At 67.0% G+C, this 25,709-nt stretch carries 40 protein-coding genes; 33 read left to right on the top strand and 7 right to left on the bottom strand.

The window, feature by feature from the left end; all coding sequences use genetic code 11:
* Window positions 1–125: 125 nt before the first annotated feature.
* The 3 genes from OG700_RS14965 to OG700_RS14955 all read right to left on the bottom strand — a co-directional run bounded on the left by OG700_RS14965 (window position 126) and on the right by OG700_RS14955 (window position 1,888).
* Entirely contained in the window at window positions 126–407 is a 282-nt protein-coding gene (locus OG700_RS14965) for a hypothetical protein (protein ID WP_405613693.1), read from the bottom strand.
* A 39-nt stretch (window positions 408–446) separates the two neighbouring features.
* Window positions 447–1,319: a hypothetical protein gene (locus OG700_RS14960; protein WP_405613691.1), complete on the bottom strand. Its 873-nt coding sequence runs from the start codon at window positions 1,317–1,319 to the stop codon at window positions 447–449.
* Between the two features lie 98 nt (window positions 1,320–1,417).
* A complete protein-coding gene (locus tag OG700_RS14955; protein WP_405613689.1) occupies window positions 1,418–1,888 on the bottom strand; it encodes an ATP-binding protein in 471 nt (156 codons plus the stop codon).
* A gap of 132 nt (window positions 1,889–2,020) precedes the next feature.
* On the opposite strand from OG700_RS14955, the gene OG700_RS14950 reads away from it, so the two are divergent.
* Both OG700_RS14950 and OG700_RS14945 read left to right on the top strand, forming a co-directional pair.
* Complete coding sequence (locus tag OG700_RS14950) at window positions 2,021–2,881, top strand: helix-turn-helix domain-containing protein (protein ID WP_405613687.1); 861 nt, start codon at window positions 2,021–2,023, stop codon at window positions 2,879–2,881.
* Complete coding sequence (locus tag OG700_RS14945) at window positions 2,878–3,087, top strand: DUF397 domain-containing protein (protein ID WP_405613685.1); 210 nt, start codon at window positions 2,878–2,880, stop codon at window positions 3,085–3,087. The genes OG700_RS14950 and OG700_RS14945 overlap by 4 nt, the downstream gene beginning before the upstream one ends.
* Before the next feature lie 3 nt (window positions 3,088–3,090).
* On the opposite strand, the gene OG700_RS14940 is transcribed toward OG700_RS14945, so the two are convergent.
* Both OG700_RS14940 and OG700_RS14935 read right to left on the bottom strand, forming a co-directional pair.
* A complete protein-coding gene (locus OG700_RS14940) occupies window positions 3,091–3,789 on the bottom strand; it encodes a methyltransferase domain-containing protein (protein ID WP_405613683.1) in 699 nt (232 codons plus the stop codon).
* Window positions 3,790–3,946: 157 nt separating this feature from the next.
* On the bottom strand, window positions 3,947–4,138 hold the full coding sequence (locus tag OG700_RS14935) for a DUF1059 domain-containing protein (RefSeq protein ID WP_405613681.1): 192 nt from the start codon (window positions 4,136–4,138) through the stop codon (window positions 3,947–3,949).
* A 527-nt stretch (window positions 4,139–4,665) separates the two neighbouring features.
* Between OG700_RS14935 and rpsJ the strand changes: the two genes are divergently transcribed.
* The 31 genes from rpsJ (at window position 4,666) to truA (ending at window position 22,274) form a co-directional block, all read left to right on the top strand.
* Window positions 4,666–4,974 carry a 30S ribosomal protein S10 gene (rpsJ, locus tag OG700_RS14930; protein ID WP_003948644.1) on the top strand — a complete coding sequence of 103 codons (309 nt, stop codon included), beginning with the start codon at window positions 4,666–4,668 and terminating at the stop codon, window positions 4,972–4,974.
* Window positions 4,975–4,988: 14 nt separating this feature from the next.
* On the top strand, window positions 4,989–5,633 hold the full coding sequence (gene rplC, locus OG700_RS14925; RefSeq protein WP_381904643.1) for a 50S ribosomal protein L3: 645 nt from the start codon (window positions 4,989–4,991) through the stop codon (window positions 5,631–5,633).
* Between the two features lie 4 nt (window positions 5,634–5,637).
* Window positions 5,638–6,300: a 50S ribosomal protein L4 gene (gene rplD, locus OG700_RS14920; protein WP_405613679.1), complete on the top strand. Its 663-nt coding sequence runs from the start codon at window positions 5,638–5,640 to the stop codon at window positions 6,298–6,300.
* The gene (rplW, locus tag OG700_RS14915; protein WP_078075546.1) at window positions 6,300–6,617 is read left to right on the top strand and encodes a 50S ribosomal protein L23; all 318 of its coding nucleotides are present in this window, start codon (window positions 6,300–6,302) and stop codon (window positions 6,615–6,617) included. The genes rplD and rplW overlap by 1 nt, the downstream gene beginning before the upstream one ends.
* Window positions 6,618–6,664: 47 nt before the next feature.
* A complete protein-coding gene (gene rplB, locus OG700_RS14910; RefSeq protein ID WP_023539343.1) occupies window positions 6,665–7,501 on the top strand; it encodes a 50S ribosomal protein L2 in 837 nt (278 codons plus the stop codon).
* A 12-nt stretch (window positions 7,502–7,513) separates the two neighbouring features.
* Complete coding sequence (gene rpsS, locus OG700_RS14905; RefSeq protein WP_112447747.1) at window positions 7,514–7,795, top strand: 30S ribosomal protein S19; 282 nt, start codon at window positions 7,514–7,516, stop codon at window positions 7,793–7,795.
* A 42-nt stretch (window positions 7,796–7,837) separates the two neighbouring features.
* Window positions 7,838–8,185 (top strand): 50S ribosomal protein L22, encoded by a 348-nt coding sequence (gene rplV, locus OG700_RS14900; protein WP_364605559.1) that lies wholly within the window; start codon window positions 7,838–7,840, stop codon window positions 8,183–8,185.
* The gene (gene rpsC, locus OG700_RS14895) at window positions 8,185–9,051 is read left to right on the top strand and encodes a 30S ribosomal protein S3 (protein ID WP_405613676.1); all 867 of its coding nucleotides are present in this window, start codon (window positions 8,185–8,187) and stop codon (window positions 9,049–9,051) included. The genes rplV and rpsC overlap by 1 nt, the downstream gene beginning before the upstream one ends.
* 5 nt (window positions 9,052–9,056) lie before the next feature.
* Window positions 9,057–9,476: a 50S ribosomal protein L16 gene (rplP, locus tag OG700_RS14890; RefSeq protein WP_023539339.1), complete on the top strand. Its 420-nt coding sequence runs from the start codon at window positions 9,057–9,059 to the stop codon at window positions 9,474–9,476.
* A complete protein-coding gene (rpmC, locus tag OG700_RS14885) occupies window positions 9,476–9,700 on the top strand; it encodes a 50S ribosomal protein L29 (RefSeq protein ID WP_078075545.1) in 225 nt (74 codons plus the stop codon). The genes rplP and rpmC overlap by 1 nt, the downstream gene beginning before the upstream one ends.
* Window positions 9,700–9,990, top strand: coding sequence for a 30S ribosomal protein S17 (rpsQ, locus tag OG700_RS14880; protein ID WP_405613673.1), 291 nt, complete (start codon window positions 9,700–9,702; stop codon window positions 9,988–9,990). The genes rpmC and rpsQ overlap by 1 nt, the downstream gene beginning before the upstream one ends.
* 120 nt (window positions 9,991–10,110) lie before the next feature.
* Window positions 10,111–10,479, top strand: a complete 369-nt coding sequence (gene rplN, locus OG700_RS14875; RefSeq protein WP_023539336.1) for a 50S ribosomal protein L14 — start codon at window positions 10,111–10,113, stop codon at window positions 10,477–10,479.
* A 2-nt stretch (window positions 10,480–10,481) separates the two neighbouring features.
* Window positions 10,482–10,805, top strand: a complete 324-nt coding sequence (rplX, locus tag OG700_RS14870) for a 50S ribosomal protein L24 (protein WP_023539335.1) — start codon at window positions 10,482–10,484, stop codon at window positions 10,803–10,805.
* Window positions 10,805–11,362 carry a 50S ribosomal protein L5 gene (gene rplE / locus OG700_RS14865; protein ID WP_023539334.1) on the top strand — a complete coding sequence of 186 codons (558 nt, stop codon included), beginning with the start codon at window positions 10,805–10,807 and terminating at the stop codon, window positions 11,360–11,362. The genes rplX and rplE overlap by 1 nt, the downstream gene beginning before the upstream one ends.
* 2 nt (window positions 11,363–11,364) lie before the next feature.
* Window positions 11,365–11,550: a type Z 30S ribosomal protein S14 gene (locus OG700_RS14860; RefSeq protein ID WP_405613670.1), complete on the top strand. Its 186-nt coding sequence runs from the start codon at window positions 11,365–11,367 to the stop codon at window positions 11,548–11,550.
* Between the two features lie 256 nt (window positions 11,551–11,806).
* Window positions 11,807–12,205 carry a 30S ribosomal protein S8 gene (rpsH, locus tag OG700_RS14855; RefSeq protein WP_382561741.1) on the top strand — a complete coding sequence of 133 codons (399 nt, stop codon included), beginning with the start codon at window positions 11,807–11,809 and terminating at the stop codon, window positions 12,203–12,205.
* Window positions 12,206–12,226: 21 nt separating this feature from the next.
* Window positions 12,227–12,766 carry a 50S ribosomal protein L6 gene (gene rplF / locus OG700_RS14850; protein ID WP_405613668.1) on the top strand — a complete coding sequence of 180 codons (540 nt, stop codon included), beginning with the start codon at window positions 12,227–12,229 and terminating at the stop codon, window positions 12,764–12,766.
* Window positions 12,767–12,768: 2 nt separating this feature from the next.
* Window positions 12,769–13,152, top strand: a complete 384-nt coding sequence (gene rplR / locus OG700_RS14845; protein ID WP_405613666.1) for a 50S ribosomal protein L18 — start codon at window positions 12,769–12,771, stop codon at window positions 13,150–13,152.
* 46 nt (window positions 13,153–13,198) lie between these two features.
* Complete coding sequence (rpsE, locus tag OG700_RS14840; protein WP_078075538.1) at window positions 13,199–13,801, top strand: 30S ribosomal protein S5; 603 nt, start codon at window positions 13,199–13,201, stop codon at window positions 13,799–13,801.
* Complete coding sequence (rpmD, locus tag OG700_RS14835; RefSeq protein WP_185299084.1) at window positions 13,801–13,983, top strand: 50S ribosomal protein L30; 183 nt, start codon at window positions 13,801–13,803, stop codon at window positions 13,981–13,983. Before rpsE ends, rpmD begins: the two co-directional genes overlap by 1 nt.
* Before the next feature lies 1 nt (window position 13,984).
* Window positions 13,985–14,440, top strand: coding sequence for a 50S ribosomal protein L15 (rplO, locus tag OG700_RS14830; RefSeq protein WP_405613663.1), 456 nt, complete (start codon window positions 13,985–13,987; stop codon window positions 14,438–14,440).
* Window positions 14,441–14,705: 265 nt separating this feature from the next.
* Window positions 14,706–16,025 (top strand): preprotein translocase subunit SecY, encoded by a 1,320-nt coding sequence (secY, locus tag OG700_RS14825; protein ID WP_405613661.1) that lies wholly within the window; start codon window positions 14,706–14,708, stop codon window positions 16,023–16,025.
* Window positions 16,025–16,687 (top strand): adenylate kinase, encoded by a 663-nt coding sequence (locus OG700_RS14820; RefSeq protein WP_405613659.1) that lies wholly within the window; start codon window positions 16,025–16,027, stop codon window positions 16,685–16,687. The genes secY and OG700_RS14820 overlap by 1 nt, the downstream gene beginning before the upstream one ends.
* Window positions 16,688–16,870: 183 nt before the next feature.
* Complete coding sequence (gene map, locus OG700_RS14815) at window positions 16,871–17,707, top strand: type I methionyl aminopeptidase (RefSeq protein WP_405621719.1); 837 nt, start codon at window positions 16,871–16,873, stop codon at window positions 17,705–17,707.
* A gap of 248 nt (window positions 17,708–17,955) precedes the next feature.
* The gene (gene infA / locus OG700_RS14810) at window positions 17,956–18,177 is read left to right on the top strand and encodes a translation initiation factor IF-1 (protein ID WP_014047798.1); all 222 of its coding nucleotides are present in this window, start codon (window positions 17,956–17,958) and stop codon (window positions 18,175–18,177) included.
* A gap of 55 nt (window positions 18,178–18,232) precedes the next feature.
* Window positions 18,233–18,346 (top strand): 50S ribosomal protein L36, encoded by a 114-nt coding sequence (gene rpmJ, locus OG700_RS14805; protein ID WP_003956441.1) that lies wholly within the window; start codon window positions 18,233–18,235, stop codon window positions 18,344–18,346.
* A 186-nt stretch (window positions 18,347–18,532) separates the two neighbouring features.
* Complete coding sequence (gene rpsM, locus OG700_RS14800) at window positions 18,533–18,913, top strand: 30S ribosomal protein S13 (RefSeq protein WP_164252337.1); 381 nt, start codon at window positions 18,533–18,535, stop codon at window positions 18,911–18,913.
* 64 nt (window positions 18,914–18,977) lie between these two features.
* Window positions 18,978–19,382 (top strand): 30S ribosomal protein S11, encoded by a 405-nt coding sequence (gene rpsK, locus OG700_RS14795; protein ID WP_003956432.1) that lies wholly within the window; start codon window positions 18,978–18,980, stop codon window positions 19,380–19,382.
* 117 nt (window positions 19,383–19,499) lie between these two features.
* On the top strand, window positions 19,500–20,522 hold the full coding sequence (locus OG700_RS14790) for a DNA-directed RNA polymerase subunit alpha (protein WP_078075533.1): 1,023 nt from the start codon (window positions 19,500–19,502) through the stop codon (window positions 20,520–20,522).
* A 270-nt stretch (window positions 20,523–20,792) separates the two neighbouring features.
* On the top strand, window positions 20,793–21,308 hold the full coding sequence (gene rplQ, locus OG700_RS14785) for a 50S ribosomal protein L17 (protein WP_405613656.1): 516 nt from the start codon (window positions 20,793–20,795) through the stop codon (window positions 21,306–21,308).
* Between the two features lie 81 nt (window positions 21,309–21,389).
* The gene (truA, locus tag OG700_RS14780; protein WP_405613654.1) at window positions 21,390–22,274 is read left to right on the top strand and encodes a tRNA pseudouridine(38-40) synthase TruA; all 885 of its coding nucleotides are present in this window, start codon (window positions 21,390–21,392) and stop codon (window positions 22,272–22,274) included.
* A 50-nt stretch (window positions 22,275–22,324) separates the two neighbouring features.
* On the opposite strand, the gene OG700_RS14775 is transcribed toward truA, so the two are convergent.
* Window positions 22,325–24,538 (bottom strand): acyltransferase family protein, encoded by a 2,214-nt coding sequence (locus OG700_RS14775; RefSeq protein WP_405613652.1) that lies wholly within the window; start codon window positions 24,536–24,538, stop codon window positions 22,325–22,327.
* Window positions 24,516–25,661 carry a sugar phosphate nucleotidyltransferase gene (locus tag OG700_RS14770; protein WP_405613650.1) on the bottom strand — a complete coding sequence of 382 codons (1,146 nt, stop codon included), beginning with the start codon at window positions 25,659–25,661 and terminating at the stop codon, window positions 24,516–24,518. The genes OG700_RS14775 and OG700_RS14770 overlap by 23 nt, the downstream gene beginning before the upstream one ends.
* Window positions 25,662–25,709: the final 48 nt, after the last annotated feature.

Below are 25,709 nucleotides of genomic sequence, written 5' to 3'. Positions count from 1 at the left end.
TCGGGCGCGAGCGCGCTGTTCCAAGGACCCATGGTGGTGCATGGCACTGACAGTCCGCGCCCGCGAGACAGGGCCGACCGCGGGGTGCGGCCGACCCTGCCGGGGCGTGTCCGCGGGGGTGGGGGCTACTGCGTCGCGAAGATCTCCTCCGCGGCGCCGGCGATGATGGCGCGGCCGAGCCACTGCTTCAGAAGTGCGAGGTCGTCGCAGCTGGTGATGCGCTCTCGGGCTTCTTCGGGGACGTCGATGCCGCGCAGTTCCAGGATGAAGAGGATGTCTTCGGTCCGTGCTTGGACCCGCCCCTCCGCCCGCCCCTCCGCCCGCCCCTCCGCCCGCCCCTCCGCCCATGCCTCCGCCCAGTTTTCCTCCGAGAGCAGCGACTTGTAGAAAGAAAGGTCGCGGGCCATCAGGTGCCGCCGTGCGGGTGCTGTGTCCTGCTCAGTGGGCTACGCATCCGAGAAGAGATCTTCGGCGGACGGCGTAGTGATGGCGCGGCCGAGCCAGCCGAGCAGGGTCTCGGTGTCGTCGCAGCCGGTAATGCGCTCTCGGACGTCTTCGGGGACGTCGATGCCGCGCTGTTCCAGGATGAAGAGGATGTCTTCCGCCCGGCTTTCGACTCGGCCCTCGTCCCGGATTTCCTCCGAGAGCGGCGACTTGTAGAAAGAAAGGTCCACGGCCACCAGTTTCCTCCAGAGTGCTGCGGCGGGCAGGTTTCCCAGGCCCTGTGAGATGAGTTCGGCAATCGGGTTCTTGACGTTGTCCGGGGTCTCCCGCAGCGCGGTCGTCATCGCTTTGAGTATGGCACCGTGGTCCCGATCGGCACCGTGCGTAATGAGTGCCAGCATGGCGAGCGCCAGGTCCTTTCGGACCTCGGCCGCGTCGGTGATCACCGGCATGTTGTGCGGACCAACCACCAGCGGGCGCAGGGTCAGCGCTGCCCACTGCGGGAGGCCGATGTCGACGGGACGCGCGGCCCATTCAGCCGTGGCGCGGTCCTGGCAGACGACCAGCAGTACGGGCGGCAACCGGTACTTCGTGTGCAGATACGACAAATAGTACGCCCAGCTTGCGGGCTTGGCCGGGTCCTTCTTTCCTTGAGCCTCGATTGCGAGGAGATAGGACGCGCTGTCCTCGGTCTCGACCCGTAACAGCGTGTCCACACGCCGCTCGACGGGCCGGGCCTCGGTGAGGTCCGTGGGCATGACGGTGACCCCGGCGAGTAGGCCGAAGTCGACCCCAAGCACTTCGGAGACACCGGAGAGGAGATCGGGATGCTCCTGAAAGATGCGATGCATCGTCTCATGGGGCGCGCTGACCATGCAGGTTCCTGTGGGGTGAGTGAGTGGAGTTTGCCTCTGGCACATGCCAGGACTTCTATTCCGCTGAGCATAAACAGACAATCCTCCCTGGGTGTAGCTCAGTTGGGCATATTCACCCGCAAGGGTGAGGTCGCCCGTACGAGGTCCAGCTCCGCCCACACCGTCTTGCGCGGCACCGGCCCCGATGTCACCCCCCACCGGTCCGCCAGCACCTCGACCAGCAGCAACCCCCGCCCCGACTCGTCGTCCGGGGACGGTAGTTGGGGGTGGAGGCCGGGGAGGTGGTCGCCACGGGTGTCGGTCACCTCGATACGGAGTACGCGCCCGTCGTCCGTCCTGCGCAGCTCCAGCAGGAAGTCCCGCCCGGACAGCCGGCCGTGCGTGGCCGCGTTGGTCGCCAGCTCGGCGGTGATGTGTTCCGCCGTCTCGATCGTTTGGGGCAGCAGATCCCAGGCGAGCAGATGTGCGGTGGTGAGCCGGCGGGCGAGACGGGCGCCGCGTGGCGTGGGGGACAGGAGTACGCCGAAGTGGCGGTCCGAGAGGCCGAGTTGAGTGGATTTCTGATTCATGTCACTCAGCGTGGCGGTCCGTGCGTACGCTGAACAGCGATGACTCCGGTACGTAGGGTGACTGTCCGGAGCTCGTCCAGTGCTGTCCAGCCTGTCCGAAGGGGGCAGCGGTACCAAGCAGGCGGGTGTGCGGTGAGCGAGGAGCCCAAGAACGAGACGGACGAGCCGGGTTGGGAGGTCGACCCCGACGACGAGTCGGGCGCGGCGGTCGTCGCGGCGGTGGGCAGGCAGCTACGGCTCCGCCGCGAGGCGGCCGGCCTGCGGGCGGCGGAGTTCGGCCAGGCGATCGGCTACGGCGAGGACCTGGTCTACAAGGTCGAGGCGGGCAAGCGGATTCCCCGGCAGGAGTATCTGGACAAGGCGGACAGCGTGCTGCGGGCGGGTGGGCTGATCTCCGCGATGAAGGAGGACGTGGGGGAGGTCCGGTATCCGAAGAAGATTCGGGACCTGGCGAGGTTGGAGGCGCGGGCGGTCGAGTTGCTGTCGTACGGCAGTCACGCACTGCACGGTCTGTTGCAGACGGAGGCGCACGCGCGTGCGCTGTTGGGGACGCGGCGTCCTACGTACTTCGCGGATGAACTTGACCGGATGGTGGATGGTCGAATGGCTCGGCAGTCCATCTTTGGCCGGTTGCCCGCGCCCGAACTCAGCTTTGTCTTGGAAGAGGTAACCCTGCGGCGTCCGACCGGAGGGACACTGGTGCAGCGCCAACAGCTCGAACGCCTGCTGGAGGTTGGGGAGATGCGGAACGTCGAGATCCAAGTGATGCCGACGAACGCCTGGGAGCATCCAGGAACGGGCGGGCGGATTCAGGTGCTCAAGTTCGGCGACGGTTCTGCCGTCGGCCGCACCGACGACGAGTACGGTGGCCGACCGGTTTCCGACCCGAGGCGGCTCCGGATCCTGGAACTGCGTTATGGCATCATCCGGGCTGGGGCTCTCACACCGGGGGAGTCGATGGCCCTCATCGAGCGAGTGCTGGGAGAGACATGATCCGCAAGTCCTCTACCGGAGAATCCGGCGAACCTGTCTGGTTCAAGAGCAGTTACAGCGACACGAGCAACGGCAACGACTGCGTCGAGGTCGCAACAGCGCCCCGCACAGTCCACGTCCGTGACTCCAAGACCCCCCAAGGCCCCCGCCTTGGCCTCTCACTCACCGCGTGGGCGAGCTTCGTCGCGTACGCCTCGGAGCGCTGAACTTCAGTTCATCCGCCGGAACGCCGTCACGAGCAGCGTGTCAGCGATGCGCGGACCGTTCCTGGCGGCCGGTAGCCGGTCGATGGTGATCTCGGTGAACCCGGCCTCGTCCAGGATCTTCGTCCACACGTGTTCCTGGAGCACCCAGCGGCGTATGACAGCTGCTTCGCCCTCGGGCGTCTTCGCCGGAATGTCGGCAGCCACGACATCGGTCTCGGCCGGGTCGCCGTTGAGGTAGTGGGCGAGGGTGGAGAACACCAGTCGCCCACCGGGTCGCAGAGCGGCGGACATCGCTTGGAACAGCTTGCGCGGCTCGGTGAAGTCGATGGCTCCGAAGACGCTGTACAGCACGTCGTAGGCGTCCGGCGCCGCGCGCAGGTGCGCCACCACATCGGCGTGCACCAGGTGTAGGTGTGGCGCGAGGTGCGCGTACAGTTCGCTGGCCATGGCGTGCTGCGCGGCCGAGGCGTCGATCGCGACAACCTTGCCGGGCTGGTGAACGACCGCCAGGTGGGCGGCCTGCCGGGCAGACCCGGCGCCGAGGTCGGCGACACATCGGCCGGTGAGATCTCCGAGGGCTTCCGAGCCGGGCCCGCCGTCCTGGCTCCAGATCCAGTGGAAGGTCTCGGGGACGGCGCGATCACGCTCGATGCGGGTGCGGCCGTAGTGGTGCCAGAGGTCCGTGGTTGTCACCCGCCTCATCGTGGCGGGCGCCGGGCGGTGGCGGGCCGGTTCGCCCGAATCTCACCCGCGCGGGCCTCGGCGCCCCTGGCCGGCCAGCGGGGCACCGAGGGAATCGGGAGCGGTCAGTGCGAGTCGCTGCCGGGGTGGCACGGACCGCACTTCGCGGAGCGTCACGTCACGCGTGCTGCGGCATCTCGTCCTTCAGTGTCGACCGGATCTGGGCCCGTAGTTCCGCCGTGTTCTCGTGGCCGTGGACCGATGCCGCGTGTTCGCTCGCGGCGCGGACCACCTCGTCCTCCTCGCCCGTGATCGCGAGGGTGCAGTTCGTCTCGCTCGGGAAGTCGCGGCAGTCGATTACCTTGCGCATGACGCACCTCCACCTACCAGTGTCCTCCCGTGTCCTCCCGTACGGGAGGGCGAGAGTGGCCCCGGTCACATTCCCCAGCGCGCCCGCGTCAGCCCAGCGGTTGGCCCGTCACCCCGTGGGGTACGCTCTCGGGCCGCGATTGGCCAGGGCTCCGGGCCATATGGCACACTGCACAGGTTGCTCGGTTGAGTGCCGATGCTGCGCGCCTCCCGCCGGGGGGACCGGAAGCGAGTCCCACAGTACTCGTCGCCCCATCTGCCTCTCACGGCAGCGCTGAGGCGGACGTACGGGAATCTTCCGGGAAGTGTCAGCGCGGTACCGACCAGGCACCCGGTGGGGTTTCTCCCCCGGCTCGCGGTTATCAGGCCCGCACCCCTTGGCAGGGAAATCCTTCGGGATTTCTAGGTGAAGGGAATGCGACACGCCCGACCGCGTGGGTCGGAGAGAAGCGGTGCGCGGCAAGGCGAGCGCAGTGCACAGCCCGACCGGGTCCAGAGCGTTTCGAGAGACAGGACTACTGAGTAGCCATGGCGGGACAGAAGATCCGCATCCGGCTCAAGGCCTACGACCACGAGGTCATCGACTCTTCGGCGAAGAAGATCGTCGAGACGGTGACTCGCACTGGTGCGTCGGTCGCGGGCCCGGTGCCGCTGCCCACTGAGAAGAACGTGTACTGCGTCATCAAGAGTCCCCACAAGTACAAGGACTCGCGCGAGCACTTCGAGATGCGCACGCACAAGCGCCTGATCGACATTCTCGACCCGACGCCCAAGACCGTTGACTCGTTGATGCGCCTGGACCTTCCGGCCGGCGTTGACATCGAGATCAAGCTCTGAGAGGCGCGGAAGAGATGGCAAAGCAGATCAAGGGTGTCCTGGGCGAGAAGCTCGGCATGACCCAGGTCTGGGACGAGAACAACCGTGTCGTCCCGGTGACCGTGGTCAAGGCCGGACCCTGCGTTGTAACCCAGGTCCGTACGAATGACTCCGACGGCTACGAGTCGGTCCAGATCGCCTTCGGCGAGATCGACCCGCGCAAGGTGAACAAGCCCCTCAAGGGCCACTTCGCCAAGGCCGACGTGACCCCCCGCCGCCACCTGGTGGAGCTCCGCACCTCCGACGCGTCCGAGTACACGCTCGGCCAGGAGGTCACCGCCGCTGTGTTCGAGTCCGGCGTCAAGGTTGACGTCACGGGCAAGAGCAAGGGCAAGGGCTTCGCCGGTGTCATGAAGCGTCACAACTTCAAGGGACTCGGCGCCGGTCACGGTACCCAGCGCAAGCACCGCTCCCCCGGTTCCATCGGTGGCTGTGCCACCCCGGGCCGTGTGTTCAAGGGCATGCGGATGGCCGGCCGGATGGGCAACGAGCGGATCACCACCCAGAACCTCACCGTTCACGCCGTTGACGCGGAGAAGGGCCTGCTCCTCATCAAGGGCGCGGTCCCCGGTCCGAACGGCGGCCTTGTCCTGGTCCGCACCGCGGCGAAGGGGGCCTGAAGACATGAGCAGCACCATTGACATCATGTCGCCCTCGGGCGACAAGTCCGGAAGCGTTGAGCTTCCGGCCGAGATCTTCGACGCCAAGGTCAGCATCCCGCTGATCCACCAGGTCGTCGTCGCGCAGCTGGCCGCCGCCCGTCAGGGCACGCACAAGGTCAAGCGCCGTGGCGAGGTCCGTGGTGGTGGCAAGAAGCCTTACCGCCAGAAGGGCACCGGCCGCGCCCGTCAGGGTTCGACCCGTGCGCCGCAGTTCGCCGGCGGTGGCGTCGTACACGGCCCCACCCCGCGTGACTACTCGCAGCGGACCCCGAAGAAGATGAAGGTCGCCGCCCTGCGCGGGGCCCTCTCGGACCGGGCCCGCAACGCTCGTATCCACGTCGTCTCCGACGTGGTCGAGGGCGCGGCGTCCACCAAGGCCGCCAAGACCCTGCTCGGCAAGGTCAGTGAGCGCAAGCACGTGCTCCTGGTCGTCGAGCGGAGCGACGAGGCCGCGTGGCTGTCCGCGCGCAACCTCCCCGAGGTCCACCTGCTGGACCCGGGACAGCTCAACACGTACGACGTGCTTGTCTCCGACGACGTGGTCTTCACCAAGGCCGCCTTCGAGTCCTTCGTGTCCGGCGGGGCTGCGCGACAGACTGCCGACACCGAGGGGAGCGAAGCCTGATGGCGGAGATCACCAGCAAGACCTTCACGGACCCGCGTGACGTTCTCGTCAAGCCCGTGGTGTCCGAGAAGAGCTACGCGCTGCTCGACGAGAACAAGTACACGTTCATCGTCGCGCCCGGCTCCAACAAGACCCAGATCAAGCAGGCCGTCGAGGCGGTCTTCTCGGTCAAGGTCACCGGGGTCAACACGATCAACCGGCAGGGCAAGCGCAAGCGCACCCGCACCGGTTTCGGCAAGCGCTCGGACACCAAGCGCGCCATCGTGACCCTCGCCGAGGGCGACCGTATCGACATCTTCGGCGGCCCGACTTCCTAGCGGGAGTCGGATCGAATCGAAGTCCGGAATATTCCGAGGACTGAGAAATGGGTATCCGCAAGTACAAGCCGACGACCCCGGGCCGTCGTGGCTCCAGCGTCGCCGACTTCGTCGAGATCACGCGGTCCACGCCGGAGAAGTCGCTGGTCCGCCCCCTGCACAGCAAGGGCGGCCGTAACAACGCCGGTCGTGTGACCGTTCGACACCAGGGCGGCGGCCACAAGCGCGCATTTCGCTTGATTGACTTCCGTCGTCACGACAAGGACGGCGTGCCGGCCAAGGTCGCGCACATCGAGTACGACCCGAACCGCACCGCGCGCATCGCGCTCCTGCACTACGCGGACGGCGAGAAGCGCTACATTCTCGCGCCGCGTGGCCTGACGCAGGGCAGCCGTGTCGAGAACGGCCCGTCCGCCGACATCAAGCCCGGCAACAACCTGGCGCTGCGCAACATCCCGGTCGGTACGACCATCCACGCCATCGAGCTGCGTCCCGGCGGCGGCGCGAAGTTCGCCCGTTCCGCGGGCACTTCGGTCCAGCTGCTGGCGAAGGAGGGCTCCATGGCCCACCTTCGTATGCCGTCCGGAGAGATCCGGCTGGTCGACGTCCGCTGCCGCGCCACCATCGGTGAGGTCGGCAACGCCGAGCAGTCGAACATCAACTGGGGCAAGGCCGGCCGTATGCGCTGGAAGGGCGTCCGCCCGACCGTCCGCGGTGTCGCCATGAACCCCGTTGACCACCCGCACGGTGGTGGTGAGGGCAAGACTTCAGGTGGTCGCCACCCGGTCAGCCCGTGGGGTCAGAAGGAAGGTCGTACGCGTTCGCCGAAGAAGGCGAGCAACAAGTACATCGTCCGCCGCCGCAAGACGAACAAGAAGCGCTAGGAGCGGGTTTAGATGCCGCGCAGTCTCAAGAAGGGGCCCTTCGTCGACGGCCACCTCATCAAGAAGGTGGATGTCCAGAACGAAGCTGGCACCAAAACCGTCATCAAGACCTGGTCCCGTCGCTCGATGATCATCCCGGCAATGCTGGGCCACACCATCGCGGTGCACAACGGCAAGATCCATGTCCCGGTGTTCGTCACCGAGTCGATGGTCGGCCACAAGCTCGGCGAGTTCTCGCCGACTCGCACCTTCCGCGGCCACGTCAAGGACGACCGGAAGTCGAAGCGCCGCTAAGGCGGGGTGGAAACGACTATGACTCACACCGAAGGGACAACCATGGAAGCCAGGGCCCAGGCGCGGTACATCCGCGTCACGCCCATGAAGGCCCGCCGCGTGGTGGACCTCATCCGTGGCATGGATGCCACGGAGGCTCAGGCGGTCCTGCGTTTCGCCCCGCAGGCCGCGAGCGTGCCGGTCGGCAAGGTGCTTGACAGCGCCATTGCCAACGCCGCGCACAACTACGACCACCCGGACGCCACTTCGCTGGTCATCAGCGAGGCGTACGTGGACGAGGGTCCGACCCTCAAGCGGTTCCGGCCGCGCGCCCAGGGGCGTGCCTACCGGATCCGTAAGCGGACCAGCCACATCACCGTGGTCCTCAGCAGCAAGGAAGGAACCCGGTAATGGGCCAGAAGGTTAACCCGCATGGGTTCCGGCTCGGCATCACCACGGACTTCAAGTCCCGCTGGTACGCCGACAAGCTGTACGCGGACTACGTCAAGGAAGACGTCTCCATTCGTCGCATGATGACGAAGGGGATGGAGCGTGCCGGTATCTCCAAGGTGGAGATCGAGCGCACCCGTGACCGCGTTCGCGTGGACATCCACACCGCACGTCCGGGCATCGTCATCGGCCGCCGCGGCGCCGAGGCCGACCGTATCCGCGGCGAGCTGGAGAAGCTGACCGGCAAGCAGGTTCAGCTGAACATCCTTGAGGTCAAGAACCCCGAGGTGGACGCTCAGCTGGTGGCCCAGGCCGTCGCCGAGCAGCTGTCCTCGCGTGTCTCCTTCCGTCGCGCCATGCGTAAGAGCATGCAGTCGACGATGAAGGCCGGCGCCAAGGGCATCAAGATCCAGTGCGGTGGCCGCCTCGGCGGCGCCGAGATGTCGCGCTCGGAGTTCTACCGCGAGGGCCGCGTGCCCCTGCACACGCTCCGGGCGAACGTGGACTACGGCTTCTTCGAGGCCAAGACGACCTTCGGCCGTATCGGCGTGAAGGTCTGGATCTACAAGGGCGACGTCAAGAACATCGCCGAGGTGCGCGCCGAGAACGCCGCGGCGCGTGCGGGCAACCGTCCGGCCCGTGGTGGCGGCAACGAGCGTCCCGCCGGCCGCGGTGGCCGCGGTGGCGAGCGTGGCGGCGGTCGTGGTGGCCGCAAGCCGCAGCAGGCTCCCGGCGCCAGTGAGGCCCCCGAGGCTTCAAAGGCTGCTGTGACGGCTGCTCCGGCCGCGGAGGCCGCGCCCACTTCTACCGGCGGAACGGAGGCCTGACCGAAATGCTGATCCCCCGTAGGGTCAAGCACCGCAAGCAGCACCACCCGAAGCGCAGCGGAATGTCCAAGGGTGGCACGCAGGTTGCGTTCGGCGAGTACGGCATCCAGGCGCTGACCCCGGCATATGTGACGAACCGTCAGATCGAGGCCGCTCGTATCGCGATGACCCGTCACATCAAGCGTGGCGGCAAGGTCTGGATCAACATCTACCCGGACCGTCCCCTGACGAAGAAGCCCGCCGAGACCCGCATGGGTTCCGGTAAGGGTTCTCCCGAGTGGTGGATCGCGAACGTCAAGCCCGGTCGGGTGATGTTCGAGCTGTCCTACCCGAACGAGAAGGTTGCCAAGGAGGCGCTGACCCGCGCCGCCCACAAGCTTCCGATGAAGTGCCGCATCGTTCGGCGCGAGGCAGGTGAGTCGTGATGGCGGCCGTTACCAAGGCGTCCGAGCTGCGTGAACTGGGTGGCGAGGAGCTTGTCGCCAAGCTTCGCGAGGCCAAGGAAGAGCTGTTCAATCTCCGCTTCCAGGCGGCGACCGGTCAGCTTGAGAACCACGGCCGGCTGAAGCTGGTCCGGAAGGACATCGCGCGGATCTACACCCTGATGCGTGAGCGCGAGCTGGGCATCGAGACGGTGGAGAGCGCCTGATGACTGAGAGCAACGTGACTGACACGACCGAGAAGAGCGACCGCGGATTCCGCAAGACCCGCGAGGGTCTGGTCGTCAGCGACAAGATGGACAAGACCGTCGTCGTCGCTGTCGAGGACCGCGTGAAGCACGCGCTGTACGGCAAGGTCATCCGCCGTACGAACAAGCTCAAGGCGCACGACGAGCAGAACGCCGCCGGGATCGGCGACCGTGTCCTCCTCATGGAGACCCGGCCGCTGTCCGCGACGAAGCGCTGGCGCATCGTCGAGATCCTTGAGAAGGCCAAGTAGTCCAGGCCGAAGTAATCCCTCCCAGGGCATTCCCTAGGAGTAGTTCCGCCAGGCTCGGTGGGGTTCGGCCCTGAGAAGGACGGACCCCGCCGGGAACCGGCAGACGATCAGGAGATAGACGTGATCCAGCAGGAGTCGCGACTGCGTGTCGCCGACAACACTGGTGCCAAGGAGATCCTTTGCATCCGTGTTCTCGGTGGCTCGGGTCGCCGCTACGCGGGCATCGGTGACGTCATCGTCGCCACCGTCAAGGACGCGATCCCCGGTGGCAACGTGAAGAAGGGTGACGTCATCAAGGCGGTCATCGTTCGCACCGTGAAGGAACGCCGCCGCCAGGACGGCTCGTACATCCGCTTCGACGAGAACGCCGCCGTCATTCTGAAGAACGACGGCGACCCTCGTGGCACCCGTATCTTCGGCCCGGTCGGCCGTGAGCTGCGCGAGAAGAAGTTCATGAAGATCATCTCGCTCGCGCCGGAGGTGCTGTAAGCATGAAGATCAAGAAGGGCGACCTGGTTCAGGTCATCACCGGTAAGGACAAGGGCAAGCAGGGCAAGGTCATCGTGGCCTACCCCACGCAGGACCGTGTCCTCGTCGAGGGTGTCAACCGGGTCAAGAAGCACACCAAGGCCGGCCAGACCGCGCGTGGTTCGCAGACCGGCGGCATCGTAACGACCGAAGCCCCCGTTCACATCAGCAATGTTCAGCTGGTCGTGGAGAAGGACGGCAAGAAGGTCGTTACCCGCGTCGGCTACCGCTTTGACGACGAGGGCAACAAGATCCGCGTTGCCAAGCGGACCGGTGAGGACATCTGATGACGACCACAACCGCACCGCGTCTGAAGCTGCGCTACCGCGAGGAGATCGCCGGCAAGCTGCGTGAGGAGTTCTCCCTGGAGAACGTCATGCAGGTCCCCGGTCTCGTCAAGATCGTGGTCAACATGGGTGTGGGCGACGCCGCCCGCGACTCCAAGCTGATCGAGGGTGCCATCAAGGACCTCACCACGATCACCGGCCAGAAGCCGGCCGTCACCAAGGCCCGCAAGTCGATCGCGCAGTTCAAGCTGCGCGAGGGGCAGCCGATCGGCTGCCACGTCACCCTCCGCGGTGACCGCATGTGGGAGTTCCTGGACCGTACGCTGTCGCTCGCGCTGCCGCGTATCCGTGACTTCCGCGGCCTGTCGCCCAAGCAGTTCGACGGCCGTGGCAACTACACCTTCGGTCTCACGGAGCAGGTCATGTTCCACGAGATCGACCAGGACAAGATCGACCGGGTCCGGGGCATGGACATCACCGTGGTCACCACGGCGACCAATGACGACGAGGGTCGTGCCCTCCTTCGTCACCTCGGCTTCCCGTTCAAGGAGAACTGACCGTGGCGAAGAAGGCTCTGATCCAGAAGGCCGCCCGCAAGCCGAAGTTCGGCGTGCGTGGCTACACCCGCTGCCAGCGCTGTGGGCGTCCCCACTCCGTCTACCGCAAGTTCGGCCTCTGCCGTGTCTGCCTTCGTGAGATGGCACACCGCGGCGAGCTGCCGGGCGTCACCAAGAGCTCCTGGTAATTCCGCTACCTCAGCGTCGAGTTGAAGTACGGAACCAACCAGGGCTCTCGGTAAGTATCTGGTCGGCGGAAGCCCCGCTCCACATGCCGTAGGCTTGGGGGGTTGGGCGTCCGCCGCCCGTAACGCACGCGGGCCACAGCCCGCTTAGCAATACTTACTACGCCGTAGGTCCCCGCACCGCACCCGTCCCGCCACTGAGTGGGGAGAGGGATGGCGCATACAGGAAACCCCGGCGAGAGAGGCCGAAGGCCAATTCATGACCATGACTGATCCCATCGCAGACATGCTGACCCGTCTGCGTAACGCGAACTCGGCATACCACGACGACGTCGTGATGCCGCACAGCAAGATCAAGTCGCACATCGCGGAAATCCTCCAGCAGGAGGGCTTCATCACCGGCTGGAAGGTCGAGGACGCCGAGGTCGGCAAGAAGCTGACTCTTGAGCTGAAGTTCGGCCCCAACCGCGAGCGTTCGATCGCGGGCATCAAGCGCATCTCGAAGCCGGGTCTGCGTGTGTACGCCAAGTCCACCAACCTGCCCAAGGTGCTCGGCGGCCTGGGCGTGGCGATCATCTCCACGTCCCACGGTCTCCTGACCGGCCAGCAGGCAGGCAAGAAGGGCGTAGGTGGGGAAGTCCTCGCCTACGTCTGGTAGTCGGGAACGGAGGAAAAGCTCATGTCGCGAATCGGCAAGCTCCCCATCCAGGTTCCCACCGGTGTGGACGTCACCATCGATGGCCGTACGGTCGCGGTGAAGGGCCCCAAGGGGACCCTCTCGCACACCGTCGCAGCGCCGATCGAGGTCACCAAGGGCGACGACGGCACCCTCTCGGTGCTGCGCCCGAACGACGAGCGTCTGAACAAGGCCCTGCACGGCCTGTCCCGCACGCTGGTGGCGAACATGATCACCGGTGTGACCCAGGGATACAGCAAGGCGCTCGAAATCAGCGGAGTCGGCTACCGCGTCCAGGCGAAGGGCTCCAACCTGGAGTTCGCCCTGGGCTACAGCCACCCCGTCGTCGTCGAGGCCCCTGAAGGCATCACCTTCAAGGTCGAGTCCCCGACCAAGCTCAGCGTCGAGGGGATCGACAAGCAGAAGGTCGGCGAGGTCGCGGCGAACATCCGCAAGCTGCGGAAGCCCGACCCGTACAAGGCCAAGGGCGTCAAGTACGCGGGCGAGGTCATCCGCCGCAAGGTCGGAAAGTCGGGTAAGTAGCCATGGCATACGGTGTAAAGATCGCGAAGGGCAAGGCCTACAAGGCCGCTGCCATCAAGCGCCGGCACATCCGCGTACGCAAGAAGGTCTCGGGCACGGTAGCGCGCCCCCGCCTCGTTGTGACGCGTTCCAACCGCCACATGGTGGCTCAGGTCATCGACGACATCGCGGGCCACACGCTCGCTTCGGCGTCGAGCCTGGACACGTCGATCCGCAGTGGCGACGGCGACAAGAGCGCCCAGGCACAGCAGGTCGGTGCCCTGGTCGCCGAGCGCGCCAAGGCCGCCGGCGTCGAGGCTGTCGTGTTCGACCGTGGTGGCAACCAGTACGCCGGGCGGATTGCCGCTCTGGCTGACGCCGCCCGTGAAGCCGGGCTGAAGTTCTAAGCCCCGGTTCCGGAGCTAGCGGACGTAACAGAGAGAGGTAAATCCAATGGCTGGACCCCAGCGCCGCGGAAGCGGTGCCGGTGGCGGCGAGCGGCGGGACCGGAAGGGCCGTGACGGTGGCGGTGCCGCCGAGAAGACCGCGTACGTCGAGCGTGTCGTCGCGATCAACCGCGTTGCCAAGGTCGTCAAGGGTGGTCGTCGCTTCAGCTTCACCGCGCTGGTCGTGGTGGGCGACGGTGACGGCACCGTAGGTGTCGGTTACGGCAAGGCCAAGGAGGTGCCGGCCGCCATCGCCAAGGGTGTTGAGGAGGCCAAGAAGCACTTCTTCAAGGTCCCCCGTATCCAGGGCACCATCCCGCACCCGATCCAGGGTGAGAAGGCGGCGGGCGTCGTCCTGCTCAAGCCCGCGTCCCCCGGTACCGGCGTCATCGCCGGTGGCCCGGTGCGTGCGGTACTTGAGTGCGCCGGCGTCCACGACATCCTGTCGAAGTCGCTCGGTTCGTCGAACCCGATCAACATCGTGCACGCGACCGTGGCGGCCCTTCAGGGTCTGCAGCGTCCCGAGGAGATCGCGGCCCGCCGCGGTCTGCCCCTTGAGGACGTCGCTCCCGCGGCTCTGCTGCGTGCGCGTGCGGGAGCGGGTGCGTAATGGCCCGTCTCAAGATCACGCAGACGAAGTCGTACATCGGCAGCAAGCAGAACCACCGCGACACCCTTCGTTCGCTGGGCCTCAAGCGGCTCAACGACACGGTTGTCAAGGAGGATCGTCCCGAGTTCCGCGGCATGGCCAACACCGTGCGGCACCTCGTGACGGTTGAGGAGGTCGACTGACATGGCGGAGCAGAAGCCGCTGAAGGTCCACAACCTCCGTCCCGCCCCCGGAGCCAAGACCGCCAAGACCCGTGTGGGCCGTGGCGAGGCGTCCAAGGGTAAGACGGCCGGTCGTGGCACCAAGGGTACGAAGGCCCGTTACCAGGTTCCGGCACGCTTCGAGGGCGGGCAGATGCCCCTCCACATGCGGCTGCCGAAGCTGAAGGGCTTCAAGAACCCGTTCCGTACCGAGTACCAGGTCGTGAACCTGGACAAGCTGGCCGAGCTCTACCCGCAGGGTGGCGACGTCACGGTGGCCGATCTGGTCGACAAGGGTGCGGTCCGCAAGAACAGCCTCGTCAAGGTCCTGGGCCAGGGCGAGATCTCCGTAGCGCTGACGGTTTCGGTTGACGCCGCTTCCGGCTCCGCCAAGGAGAAGATTGCCGCCGCCGGCGGCTCCGTCACTGAGCTCGTCTGAGACGACTCGGACGAGTTGATGGACTGAACATCCAACCGGGGATGCCTCTCATAAGGGGCATCCCCGGTTGGTCGTTCCTAGGGAAGCAGGTACGCCGGTAAGGTGGCGTGCACTGTTGCTGTATGAACCCGGGGGTCCGCCCCCGGACCCTGAGCCACGCGGACTCTCCGCAGGGGTGGTCGCGTGGCTTTTTGCCTGATATGTATCCGTCGATCCTCAAGACCGTCACCCTTGACGCGCGAGCGCGGGGGTCGCAGGAGGCACCGTGCTCACCGCGTTCGCCCGGGCGTTCAAGACGCCCGACCTGCGCAAGAAGCTGCTCTTCACGCTGTTCATCATCGTGCTGTACCGGTTCGGGGCACATATCCCTGTACCGGGCGTCAGTTACGAGAATGTCCAGACGTGCGTCGACGCAGCGCAGAAGGGCAATAACAGCCTGTTCGGGCTGGTGAACATGTTCAGCGGCGGAGCGCTGCTGCAGATTACGATCTTCGCGCTCGGCATCATGCCGTACATCACGGCAAGCATCATCCTGCAGCTGCTGACCGTGGTCATCCCCCGACTCGAAGCCCTCAAGAAGGAAGGGCAGTCCGGCCAGGCCAAGATCACTCAGTACACCCGATACCTGACAGTCGCCCTCGCGGTGCTCCAGGGCACCGGTCTGGTGGCAACCGCCCGCAGCGGCACCCTCTTCAGCGGCTGCCCGGTCGCCTCGGAGATCGTTCCGGACCAGTCGATCTTCATCACCGTCACGATGGTCATCACGATGACCGCCGGTACGGCCGCCGTCATGTGGCTCGGTGAGATGATCACCGACAAGGGCATCGGCAACGGCATGTCCATCCTGATGTTCATCTCCATCGCCGCCGGCTTCCCCGGCGCGCTGTGGGCCATCAAGGAGAGCGGCAAGCTCGCTCAGGGCTGGATCGAGTTCGGCACGGTCATTCTGATCGGCTTCGTGATGGTGGGGCTCGTCGTCTTCGTCGAGCAGGCGCAGCGCCGGATCCCCGTCCAGTACGCGAAGCGGATGATCGGCCGCAGGTCCTATGGCGGTACGTCCACTTACATCCCGCTGAAGGTCAACCAGGCGGGTGTGATTCCCGTCATCTTCGCGTCGTCGCTGCTCTATATCCCGGCGCTCGTCGCGCAGTTCTCCAGTCAGCAGTCCGGCTGGAAGACCTGGATCGAAGCCCACTTCATCAAGGGTGACCATCCGTATTACATCGCGACGTACTTCGTCCTCGTCGTGTTCTTCGCCTTCTTCTACGTGGCCATCACGTTCAACCCCGAAGAAGTCGCGGACAACATGAAGAAGTATGGTGGCTTCATCCCGGGTATCCGGGCCGGTCGACCTACTGCCGAGTATCTGAGTTACGTACTCAACCGGATCACTTGGCCGGGCTCGCTGTACCTCGGGTTGATCGCTCTCGTCCCAACGATGGCGTTGGCAGGCTTCGGCGGCGCGAACCAGAACTTCCCGTTCGGCGGGACAAGCATCCTGATCATCGTGGGTGTGGGTCTGGAGACCGTGAAGCAGATCGAGAGCCAGCTCCAGCAGCGTAATTACGAAGGGTTCCTCCGCTGATGCGAATCGTCCTCGTCGGACCGCCCGGTGCCGGCAAGGGAACGCAGGCTGCGTACCTCGCCGAGAACCTCTCCATTCCGCACATCTCCACCGGTGACCTCTTCCGCGCCAACATCAGCCAGGGCACCGACCTCGGCAAGCGGGCGAAGAGCTTCATCAGCGTCGGGGACCTGGTCCCCGACGAGGTCACCATCGGGATGGCGCTGGAACGGATGGCTCAGCCGGACGCCGAGAACGGCTTCCTTCTGGACGGCTTCCCCCGCAACGTCTTCCAGGCCGAGGCGCTCGACAAAGCGCTCACGGCCGAGGGGTTGCGCCTGGACGCCGTGCTGGATCTGGAGGTCGACGAGGACGAGGTGGTCAAGCGGATCGCCGGTCGGCGCACCTGCCGCAACGACAGCTCGCACGTCTTCCACCTCACGTACAGCCCGCCGAAGAAGCAGGGTGTGTGTGACGTGTGCGGCGGCGAGTTGTACCAGCGGGACGACGACTCCGAGGAGACGGTCCGCACTCGGCTTGAGGTCTACCACACGCAGACCGAGCCGATCATCGACCACTACCGGGAGCAGGGACTCGTGGTCACCATCTCCGCGCTGGGCAAGGTCGCCGAGGTGACCAAGCGCGCGATGGCGGCACTTGAGGAGGGTGGCCGGGCCGCGTAGGTCCGGTTCGCCACGCGTTACCACACGCGTCACCACGCTTCACCACGTACGGCACAGTGATACGGCCGGGGCGCCCCGAGGGGCACCACGGCCGTACTGCTGTTCCGGGGACTACCGTAGATGTCCCGGCACGGACGTCGCCGGGGCAAACGTTTCATCGAGCAAGTGAGGCAGGCCGCCGTCATGGTGGAGATCAAGACCCCCGAGCAGATCGCGAAGATGCGTGAGGCGGGGCTGGTCGTCGCCGCGATCCACGCGGCGACCGGCGAGGCCGCGGTGCCCGGCGCGACCACGAAGGATCTGGACGAGGTCGCCCGCAAGGTACTCGCCGACCACGGCGCGAAGCCCAACTTCCTTGGCTACGGCGGGTTTCCCGCGACGATCTGCACCTCGGTCAACGAGGTGGTGGTGCACGGGATCCCGGACACCAAGACCGTACTGAAGGACGGCGACATCATCTCCGTCGACGCCGGCGCGATCGTGGACGGCTGGCACGGCGACGCGGCCTTCACCGCGTTCGTCGGGGGCGGTCACGCACCGGAGTTGATCGAACTCTCCCGCGTGACGGAGGAGTCGATGTGGGCCGGGATCGCCGCGATGCGGGTCGGGGCGCGGCTGGTCGACGTCTCGCGGGCGATCGAGACGTACATCCGCCGCCAGCCGAAGCCGGGCGGCGGCAAGTACGGCATCGTCGAGGACTACGGCGGCCACGGCATCGGCACCCAGATGCACATGGACCCGCACCTGCTGAACTACGTCTCGCGCAAGCGCGGCAAGGGACCGAAGCTGATCCCCGGGTTCTGTCTGGCGATCGAGCCGATGGTGTCGCTCGGCACGCCGCACACCGAGGTCCTGGCCGACGAGTGGACGGTCATCACGACCGACGGCACCTGGTCCTCGCACTGGGAGCACTCGGTCGCGCTGACGGAGGACGGCCCGCTGGTCCTCACGGCGGTCGACGGGGGCAAGGCGAAGCTGGCGGAGCTGGGAGTCACGGCGGCGCCGGATCCGCTGGGGTGACGTATCTGAGGCGCCCCTGGCGCCGAGCCCGCGAGCGGGGCGTCTGGAGGATCAGTTCCGCCGGCGCGAGCAGGCACCCCGGCGCGTTTGGGGGATCAGGGGATTGATGATCTCCGAGGGTGGGCAAACTCCACGGATTCGTCTTTTCGAGGGCCCTGTCGTAGACTGACGCGTCGGATCTGGTGTACCCGTGTGTCCACATACGGCGGTCCAGAATCGATCAAGGTAGCCGATTCGAAGGGCGAAGCGTGGCCAAGAAGCAAGGTGCCATCGAAATTGAGGGCACCGTGATCGAGTCTCTCCCGAACGCGATGTTCAGGGTGGAGCTCCAGAACGGTCACAAGGTCCTCGCGCACATCAGCGGCAAGATGCGGATGCACTACATCCGAATCCTTCCCGATGACCGGGTAGTGGTGGAGCTGTCTCCCTACGACCTGACGCGTGGCCGGATCGTCTACCGGTACAAGTAGATCTTGCCTCACCCCTTTCCCGGGGTGCCGGCACTGACCCGGAGAACCTCACACCATGAAGGTCAAGCCGAGCGTCAAGAAGATCTGCGACAAGTGCAAGGTGATCCGCCGTCACGGCCGGGTCATGGTCATCTGCGACAACCTGCGCCACAAGCAGCGCCAGGGCTGACGTACGACCCCCAGCACCTCGCAGTACTTCGCGCGACGCGAGCGAACACGTATATACGCAGTGTCCGACGTCATCCGCACCAGCTGATGGCGCCGACACCTCCGGCGGAGGCCGGGGACCCGGAGAGAGCGCAACAGTCCGGGAAAGTCACTGCGGAAGACCTCCGACACCACACAGGAGCCATGAATGGCACGCCTCGCAGGCGTTGACCTCCCGCGCGAAAAGCGCGTCGAGGTCGCCCTCACCTATGTCTTCGGCATCGGGCGCACCCGGTCCAAGGAGACCCTCGCCGCCACCGGCGTGGACCCCAACGTGCGCGTCCGCGACCTTGCCGAGGAAGACCTCGTCAAGCTCCGCGAGTACGTGGACGGCAATCTCAAGACCGAGGGTGACCTCCGTCGCGAGATCCAGGCCGACATCCGCCGCAAGGTCGAGATCGGTTGCTACCAGGGTCTGCGTCACCGTCGCGGCCTGCCGGTCCACGGCCAGCGCACGAGCACGAACGCCCGTACCCGCAAGGGTCCGCGTCGCGCCATCGCCGGCAAGAAGAAGCCGGGCAAGAAGTAGTCCTCAGCGGACGCTCACCAGCGGTCTTCGCTGTAGGACCGACCACCTCCCGTAGGAGTAATAGATGCCCCCCAAGGGTCGTCAGGGCGCTGCCAAGAAGGTGCGCCGCAAGGAAAAGAAGAACGTCGCTCATGGGCACGCCCACATCAAGAGCACGTTCAACAACACCATCGTCTCGATCACGGACCCCTCGGGCAACGTGATCTCCTGGGCCTCCGCCGGCCACGTCGGCTTCAAGGGCTCGCGCAAGTCCACCCCCTTCGCCGCGCAGATGGCCGCCGAGTCGGCCGCCCGCCGCGCGCAGGAGCACGGCATGCGCAAGGTCGACGTCTTCGTCAAGGGTCCCGGCTCCGGCCGTGAGACCGCGATCCGCTCGCTCCAGGCCACCGGCCTGGAGGTGGGTTCGATCCAGGACGTCACCCCCACCCCGCACAACGGCTGCCGCCCTCCGAAGCGTCGCCGCGTTTGATCCTCTGTACCCCTAGGGGGTACGGATCACGGGCGGTACGGGGCCATTGCCTCGTGCCGCCCGTACCCTTGTTCTGTTGGCATCAAATAGTGGGTGCCAAGACTGGAGGCATTTTCCATGCTTATCGCTCAGCGTCCGTCGCTGACCGAAGAGGTCGTCGACGAGTACCGTTCGCGATTCGTCATCGAGCCGCTGGAGCCGGGTTTCGGCTACACGCTCGGTAACTCCCTGCGCCGTACGCTCCTCTCCTCGATCCCCGGTGCCGCGGTCACCAGCATCCGGGTCGACGGGGTCCTGCACGAGTTCACCACCGTGCCGGGCGTCAAAGAGGACGTCACCGACCTCATCCTGAACATCAAGCAGCTCGTCGTCTCCTCGGAGCACGACGAGCCGGTCGTGATGTACCTGCGCAAGCAGGGTCCCGGCCTGGTCACCGCCGCCGACATCGCGCCCCCGGCCGGTGTCGAGTGCCACAACCCGGACCTCGTCCTCGCCACGCTGAACGGCAAGGGCAAGCTGGAGATGGAGCTGACCGTCGAGCGCGGTCGCGGCTACGTCTCCGCCGTCCAGAACAAGCAGGTCGGCCAGGAGATCGGCCGTATCCCGGTCGACTCCATCTACTCGCCGGTGCTCAAGGTCACGTACAAGGTCGAGGCGACCCGTGTCGAGCAGCGCACCGACTTCGACAAGCTGATCGTCGACGTCGAGACCAAGCAGGCCATGCGCCCCCGTGACGCCATGGCGTCCGCCGGAAAGACGCTGGTCGAGCTGTTCGGCCTGGCGCGCGAGCTCAACATCGACGCCGAGGGCATCGACATGGGCCCCTCGCCGACGGACGCGGCGCTCGCCGCCGATCTCGCCCTGCCGATCGAGGAGCTTGAGCTCACCGTTCGGTCGTACAACTGCCTCAAGCGCGAGGGCATCCACTCCGTGGGTGAGCTCGTGGCGCGGTCCGAGGCGGACCTGCTCGACATCCGCAACTTCGGCGCCAAGTCGATCGACGAGGTCAAGGCGAAGCTGGCGGGGATGGGTCTGGCGCTCAAGGACAGCCCGCCCGGATTCGACCCCACCGCCGCGGCGGACGCGTTCGGCGCGGACGACGACGCGGATGCGGGTTTCGTGGAGACCGAGCAGTACTAGGGCGTGTTGCGAAGGTAGCGCCGTCCGCCCGAAGCAACGCGGCGAGTGCGCGTGCCAGGCGTCGTCGGCCAGGCGGGACCTTCGAAACATGCCCTAGGATCCCGGGCTCGGGGGTGGGGCTTGTCCTCAATCGCCGGACGGGCTTGATTTTGCCGGGCGCCGTCGTTCACCGCGACGCCCGGCGGAGTAGACACTTCCGTGGGGCGACCGCCTCGCGGGAACTGACATCGGTACCTGATACGGCCGGTGCAGATATGAAGGAGTAACACCATGCCGAAGCCCGCCAAGGGTGCCCGTCTGGGCGGCAGTGCCGCGCACGAGCGGCTGCTTCTCGCGAACCTCGCGAAGGCGCTGTTCGAGCACGGCAAGATCACGACGACCGAGGCCAAGGCCCGCCGCCTGCGTCCGGTCGCCGAGCGTCTGGTCACCAAGGCGAAGAAGGGCGACATCCACAACCGTCGCCTCGTTCTTCAGACGATCACGGACAAGAGCATCGTGCACACGCTCTTCACCGAGATCGCCCCGCGGTACGAGAACCGCCCCGGTGGCTACACCCGCATCACCAAGATCGGCCCCCGTCGTGGCGACAACGCCCCGATGGCGGTCATCGAGCTGGTCGAGGCCCTGACCGTGGCGCAGAAGGCCACCGGTGAGGCCGAGGCCGCGACGAAGCGCGCCGTCAAGGAAGACGCCCTCAAGAAGGACGCGCTCTCCAAGGAGGACGCCCCCGTCGAGGACGCCAAGCCCGTCGAGGCCGAGGCCAAGGACGAGCCCAAGGACGCCTGAGCGTCCTGACGACTGTCCAGCCGGCGAACAGGCCCGCTCCCTCACGGGGGCGGGCCTGTTCCGTTTCGAGAGGAGCTGCGGGTGAGTGAGGACATCGAGGGGGCGGCGCCCGGGTTCGTGCGGGTGCGGCTCGACCTTTCGTACGACGGGAAGGACTTCTCCGGGTGGGCCCGGCAGGCCACCCGGCGGACCGTCCAGGGGGACATCGAGGACGCGCTGAAGGTCGTGACGCGGTCCGGGGAGACGTACGACCTCACCGTCGCGGGGCGCACCGACGCGGGCGTGCACGCGCGGGGGCAGGTGGCGCACGTCGATCTGCCCGCCGAGCTGTGGGCCGAGCACCGGGAGAGGCTGCTGCGGCGCCTCGCGGGGCGCCTGGCGCACGACGTACGGGTGTGGAGGGCCGAGGAGGCGCCGGCGGGCTTCAACGCGCGTTTCTCGGCGATCTGGCGGCGGTACGCCTACCGCGTCACCGACGATCCCGGCGGGGTCGACCCGCTGCTGCGCAGCCATGTCCTGTGGCACGACTGGGCGTTGGACGTGGACGCGATGAACGCGGCGTCGGCGGGGCTGCTCGGGGAGCACGACTTCGCCGCGTACTGCAAGAAGCGCGAGGGCGCGACGACCATCCGTACGCTCCAGCGGCTGGAGTGGGAGCGGGACGCGCACGGCGTCGTCACCGCGACCGTGCGGGCCGACGCGTTCTGCCACAACATGGTGCGCTCGCTGGTCGGCGCGCTGCTGTTCGTGGGCGACGGGCACCGGCCCGTTCAGTGGCCCGCGAAGGTGCTGGCCGCCGGGGTGCGGGACTCGGCCGTGCATGTCGTACGGCCGCACGGGCTCACCCTGGAGGAGGTCGGCTACCCGGCCGACGACCAGCTCGCCGCGCGCAACCGGCTGGCCCGCAACAAGCGGACCCTGGGCGGCGTGGGCGGCGTCGGCGGTGCCGCGGGCGGCTGCTGCTGAGACGGGCCTGAGGCGCGTACGGGGCCGGACCCGTACGCGCCTTCCGGTGGTCAGTCCAGCGCGCCCTTGATCTCCTTCTCCAACCACGGGGTGACGAACGCGAGGCCGGCGTCCGTGAAGTGCACGTCGTCGCCGCGTGGGTAGAGGCGCAGGCCGGCCGGAGTCTTGTCGCGGCATCTGCTGGTGTCGCAGAGCAGACCGTCGAAGTCCATCAGCACGACCTTGTCGGACGGGTCCTCGGTGAACTCCCGGACGGCCGTGTTGTAGCACTCGCCCCAGTCCGATGTGATCACGCCGTTGTAGCCGCGCTCGTTCATCAGCAGGATCCGCGCCTCCGGTGCCTGGCTGGTGATGACGGAGACGGCCTCCTTGAGCTGCTTGGTGTAGCGCGAGCGGTAGGCGGCGTCGCAGGGGGTCAGCCACTTCCCGTCGATCTGCTGCTCGGCCGCGTCCCACGCCACGTGGAGGAGCGCCACGTCGGGTTTGCTGTTCGCGAGCTGGTCCTTCCAGTACGTCTTCCAGGCGCGGCACGAGTCGAAGTTGTCGAACACCTTGTCGTTCCGGTCCCGGACGCGTTCCGGGGACATGACGCCGCAGCCGGGCTGGCCGCCGTCCACCACGGCGTACTGACTGCCGTGCTGGCTCAGCGCCGTCGCGAAGTCCTCCGCCATCGAGTCGCCCAGCGTGAGCACCAGCGGCTTGCCGTCCGGGCGCATGTTGTCGGCCACGTAGGTGGGGAGGTAGTACGCGCCGGCGCCGATGACCAGGAAGCCGACGGTGAACAGCGGTACGGCGCGGGCCGGGCGCCAGTCGCGTATCCGGTACTGCTCGGTGGTGTAGTGCATGATCATCGACAGCAGCCAGGTGAGCCCGGTGCCGAGGATGAAGAGCGCGTAGGGCCGCATGTCGGGCCAGGCCATCAGAAGCAGCCAGTACACCGGCAGATGGAGCAGGTACAGGCTGTAGGAGATCTGGCCGATCTCCATCAGCGGCTTGAAGGAGAGCAGCTTGGCGAGCGGGCCGCGGTCCGTGCACAGCACCGCCGCCAGTACGGCCACCAGCAGCGCGACGACGGCCAGCCCGCCCTCGTACAGCCACGGTTCGTGGTACGTGCTGACCTTGACGCTGACGTACAGGATGGCGGCCAGCGTGAGGATCTGGACCACGGACGCGAGCGTGATCGCGAAACCGTTTCCGGCCTTGGCCCTGCCCCGGTCCTTGCCCCGGCTCCGGTCTTCGGAGGGCGAGGGTGAGGACGCGGAGGCGGCCGTTCGGCGCTGGACGAGCAGGACGACGAAGGCCGCCAGGGCTCCGGCCATGAAGGCCACCGCACGGGTGTGGGTGGCGAGGTAGAGGAAGTCGGTGTTCTCGCCGTTCCACAGGGCGGGCGCGACCAGCGCGGACCCCGCGAACAGCAGCCCGATCAGGATGGCGACCGGCAGTACGCGGCGCCGGAAGACGGCGAAGGCCACGATCAGGACCAGCGGCCACACCACGTAGAACTGCTCGGTGATGCTGAGCGACCACATGGCGGACAGCGGCCGGATCGCGCCGAACTGGTCCCAGTAGGCGTCGCCGCGGGCGATCTGGTCCCAGTTGGCTATCTGGAGGAGGGAGCCGAGGGCCTGGCGGGAGAGTTCGGTGGCCTCCTTGAGCGGGCTGGTGAGGTAGGAGATGCCCACCACGACGGCGAGCGTGATCATCAGGCCGGGGAACAGCCGCTTGAAACGGCGGGCGTAGAACCGGCCGAGGCGGATGCGGCCGGTGCGTTCGACCTCGCGGATCAGGATCAGGGTGGTGAGGAAGCCGGACAGGACGAAGAACGCGTCCACGCCGAACAGGCCGTTGCTGAACCAGTTGGTGTGGTAGAGCAGCACGGACAGGATCGCGATTCCGCGCAGACCGTCCACCGCCGCGAAGCGCGTCTTCAGGGCGGGCGGGGGCGGGGGTGCGGGGGCGGGTGCGGGTGTGGGTTCCGGCTCGGGGTCCGGCTCCGCCGGCGGGGCCGGTTCCGGTTCCGTCCACTGCGGCTCCGTCCAGGGCTGCGGCTGCGGCTCCTCCTCCTGCCAGTGGTTATCGGGCACGTACCCCTGGGGGATGTACGGGGCGACCGGGAACTGCCCCTGCTGCGGCACCTCGTTCACGTACTGCTGAGGGGGCGGCGGCCCGTACGGCGGTGGCCCGTACGACGGCTGCTCGCCGTACCCGTACCCGTACCCATACCCGTACGGGTCGGGCTGGTCAGCGGGCGGCTGGCGATGCATGCGGTACTCCAGAGGAGGCGAGAGATTGCGCGGTGCACGGGATCGGTGCCGCGGACGTTCTGACGGCTTCGGCGGCCAGCGTCGCTCCACAGCCGATCCGCAGGCCGGAGGGCAGTTCGTTGCCCGCGCCGATCGTGGCGCCGTCCCCGACGACCACGGAGTCGAGCACGCAGTCCGCACCGACCACGGAGTGCCGGCCGATCACGCTGCGGTGGACGCGGGCGCCGGCGGCGATCCGGGCTCCCGGCAGCACGACACTGCCGTTGACCACCGCTCCCGCCGCGATGTGGGCGCCCTCGCCGACCACGGTGCCCTCGCCGAGCACGGCGTCCGGGTGGACATCGGCGCCGTCGAGCACCAGGGCTTCGCCGACGGGACCCGGCAGGGCGGGGGAGGGCACGACGCCGCGTACGAGATCGGCGGAGCCCTTCACGAACGCCGCCGGTGTGCCCAGGTCGAGCCAGTAGGTGTCGTCGACCACGCCACGGACGAACTCTCCGGAGGCGAGCAGGCCGGGGAAGGTTTCACGCTCCACGGAGACCACCCGGCCGTCCGGGATGCGGTCGATGGCGGAGCGTGTGAAGACGTAGCAGCCCGCGTTGATCTGGTCGGTGACGAGCTGATCGGGGGACTCGGGCTTCTCCAGGAAGGCCAGCACCCGTCCGTCCGCGTCGGTCGGGACGAGTCCGAAGGCCCGCGGATCGGGCACCCGCGTCAGATGCAGGGTGACGGCGGCTCCGGACGCCCGGTGGCCGTCGCGCAGGGCGGCGATGTCCAGGCCCGAGAGGATGTCCCCGTTGAACACCAGTACCGGCTCGTCGGGTCCGCCGCGCAGCCGCCGCGCCGCGTTGCGGATGGCTCCTCCGGTGCCCAGCGGCTGATCCTCGGTCACGTACTCCAGGTGCAGGCCGAATCTCTCTCCGTCGCCGAAGTACGGCTCGAAGAGTTCGGCGAGGTACGAGGTCGCGAAGACGACCCGGCCGACCCCCGCCTCCGCGGCCCGTGCGAGTTGGTGGGCCAGGAACGGCACACCGGCCACGTGGAGCAGCGGTTTCGGGGTGTGGCTGGTCAGTGGCCGTAGCCGGCTCCCCTGGCCGCCGACGAGAAGAATCGCCTCAGTCATGTGATGTGGCCTGCCTTGTGTCGCGTAACGAGTGGTCGGGGTGTGGGG

Origin of the sequence: Streptomyces sp. NBC_01508, from assembly GCF_045040315.1 — a bacterium.
Classification (GTDB): domain Bacteria; phylum Actinomycetota; class Actinomycetes; order Streptomycetales; family Streptomycetaceae; genus Streptomyces.
This window is presented reverse-complemented; position numbering and strand designations above follow the sequence as displayed.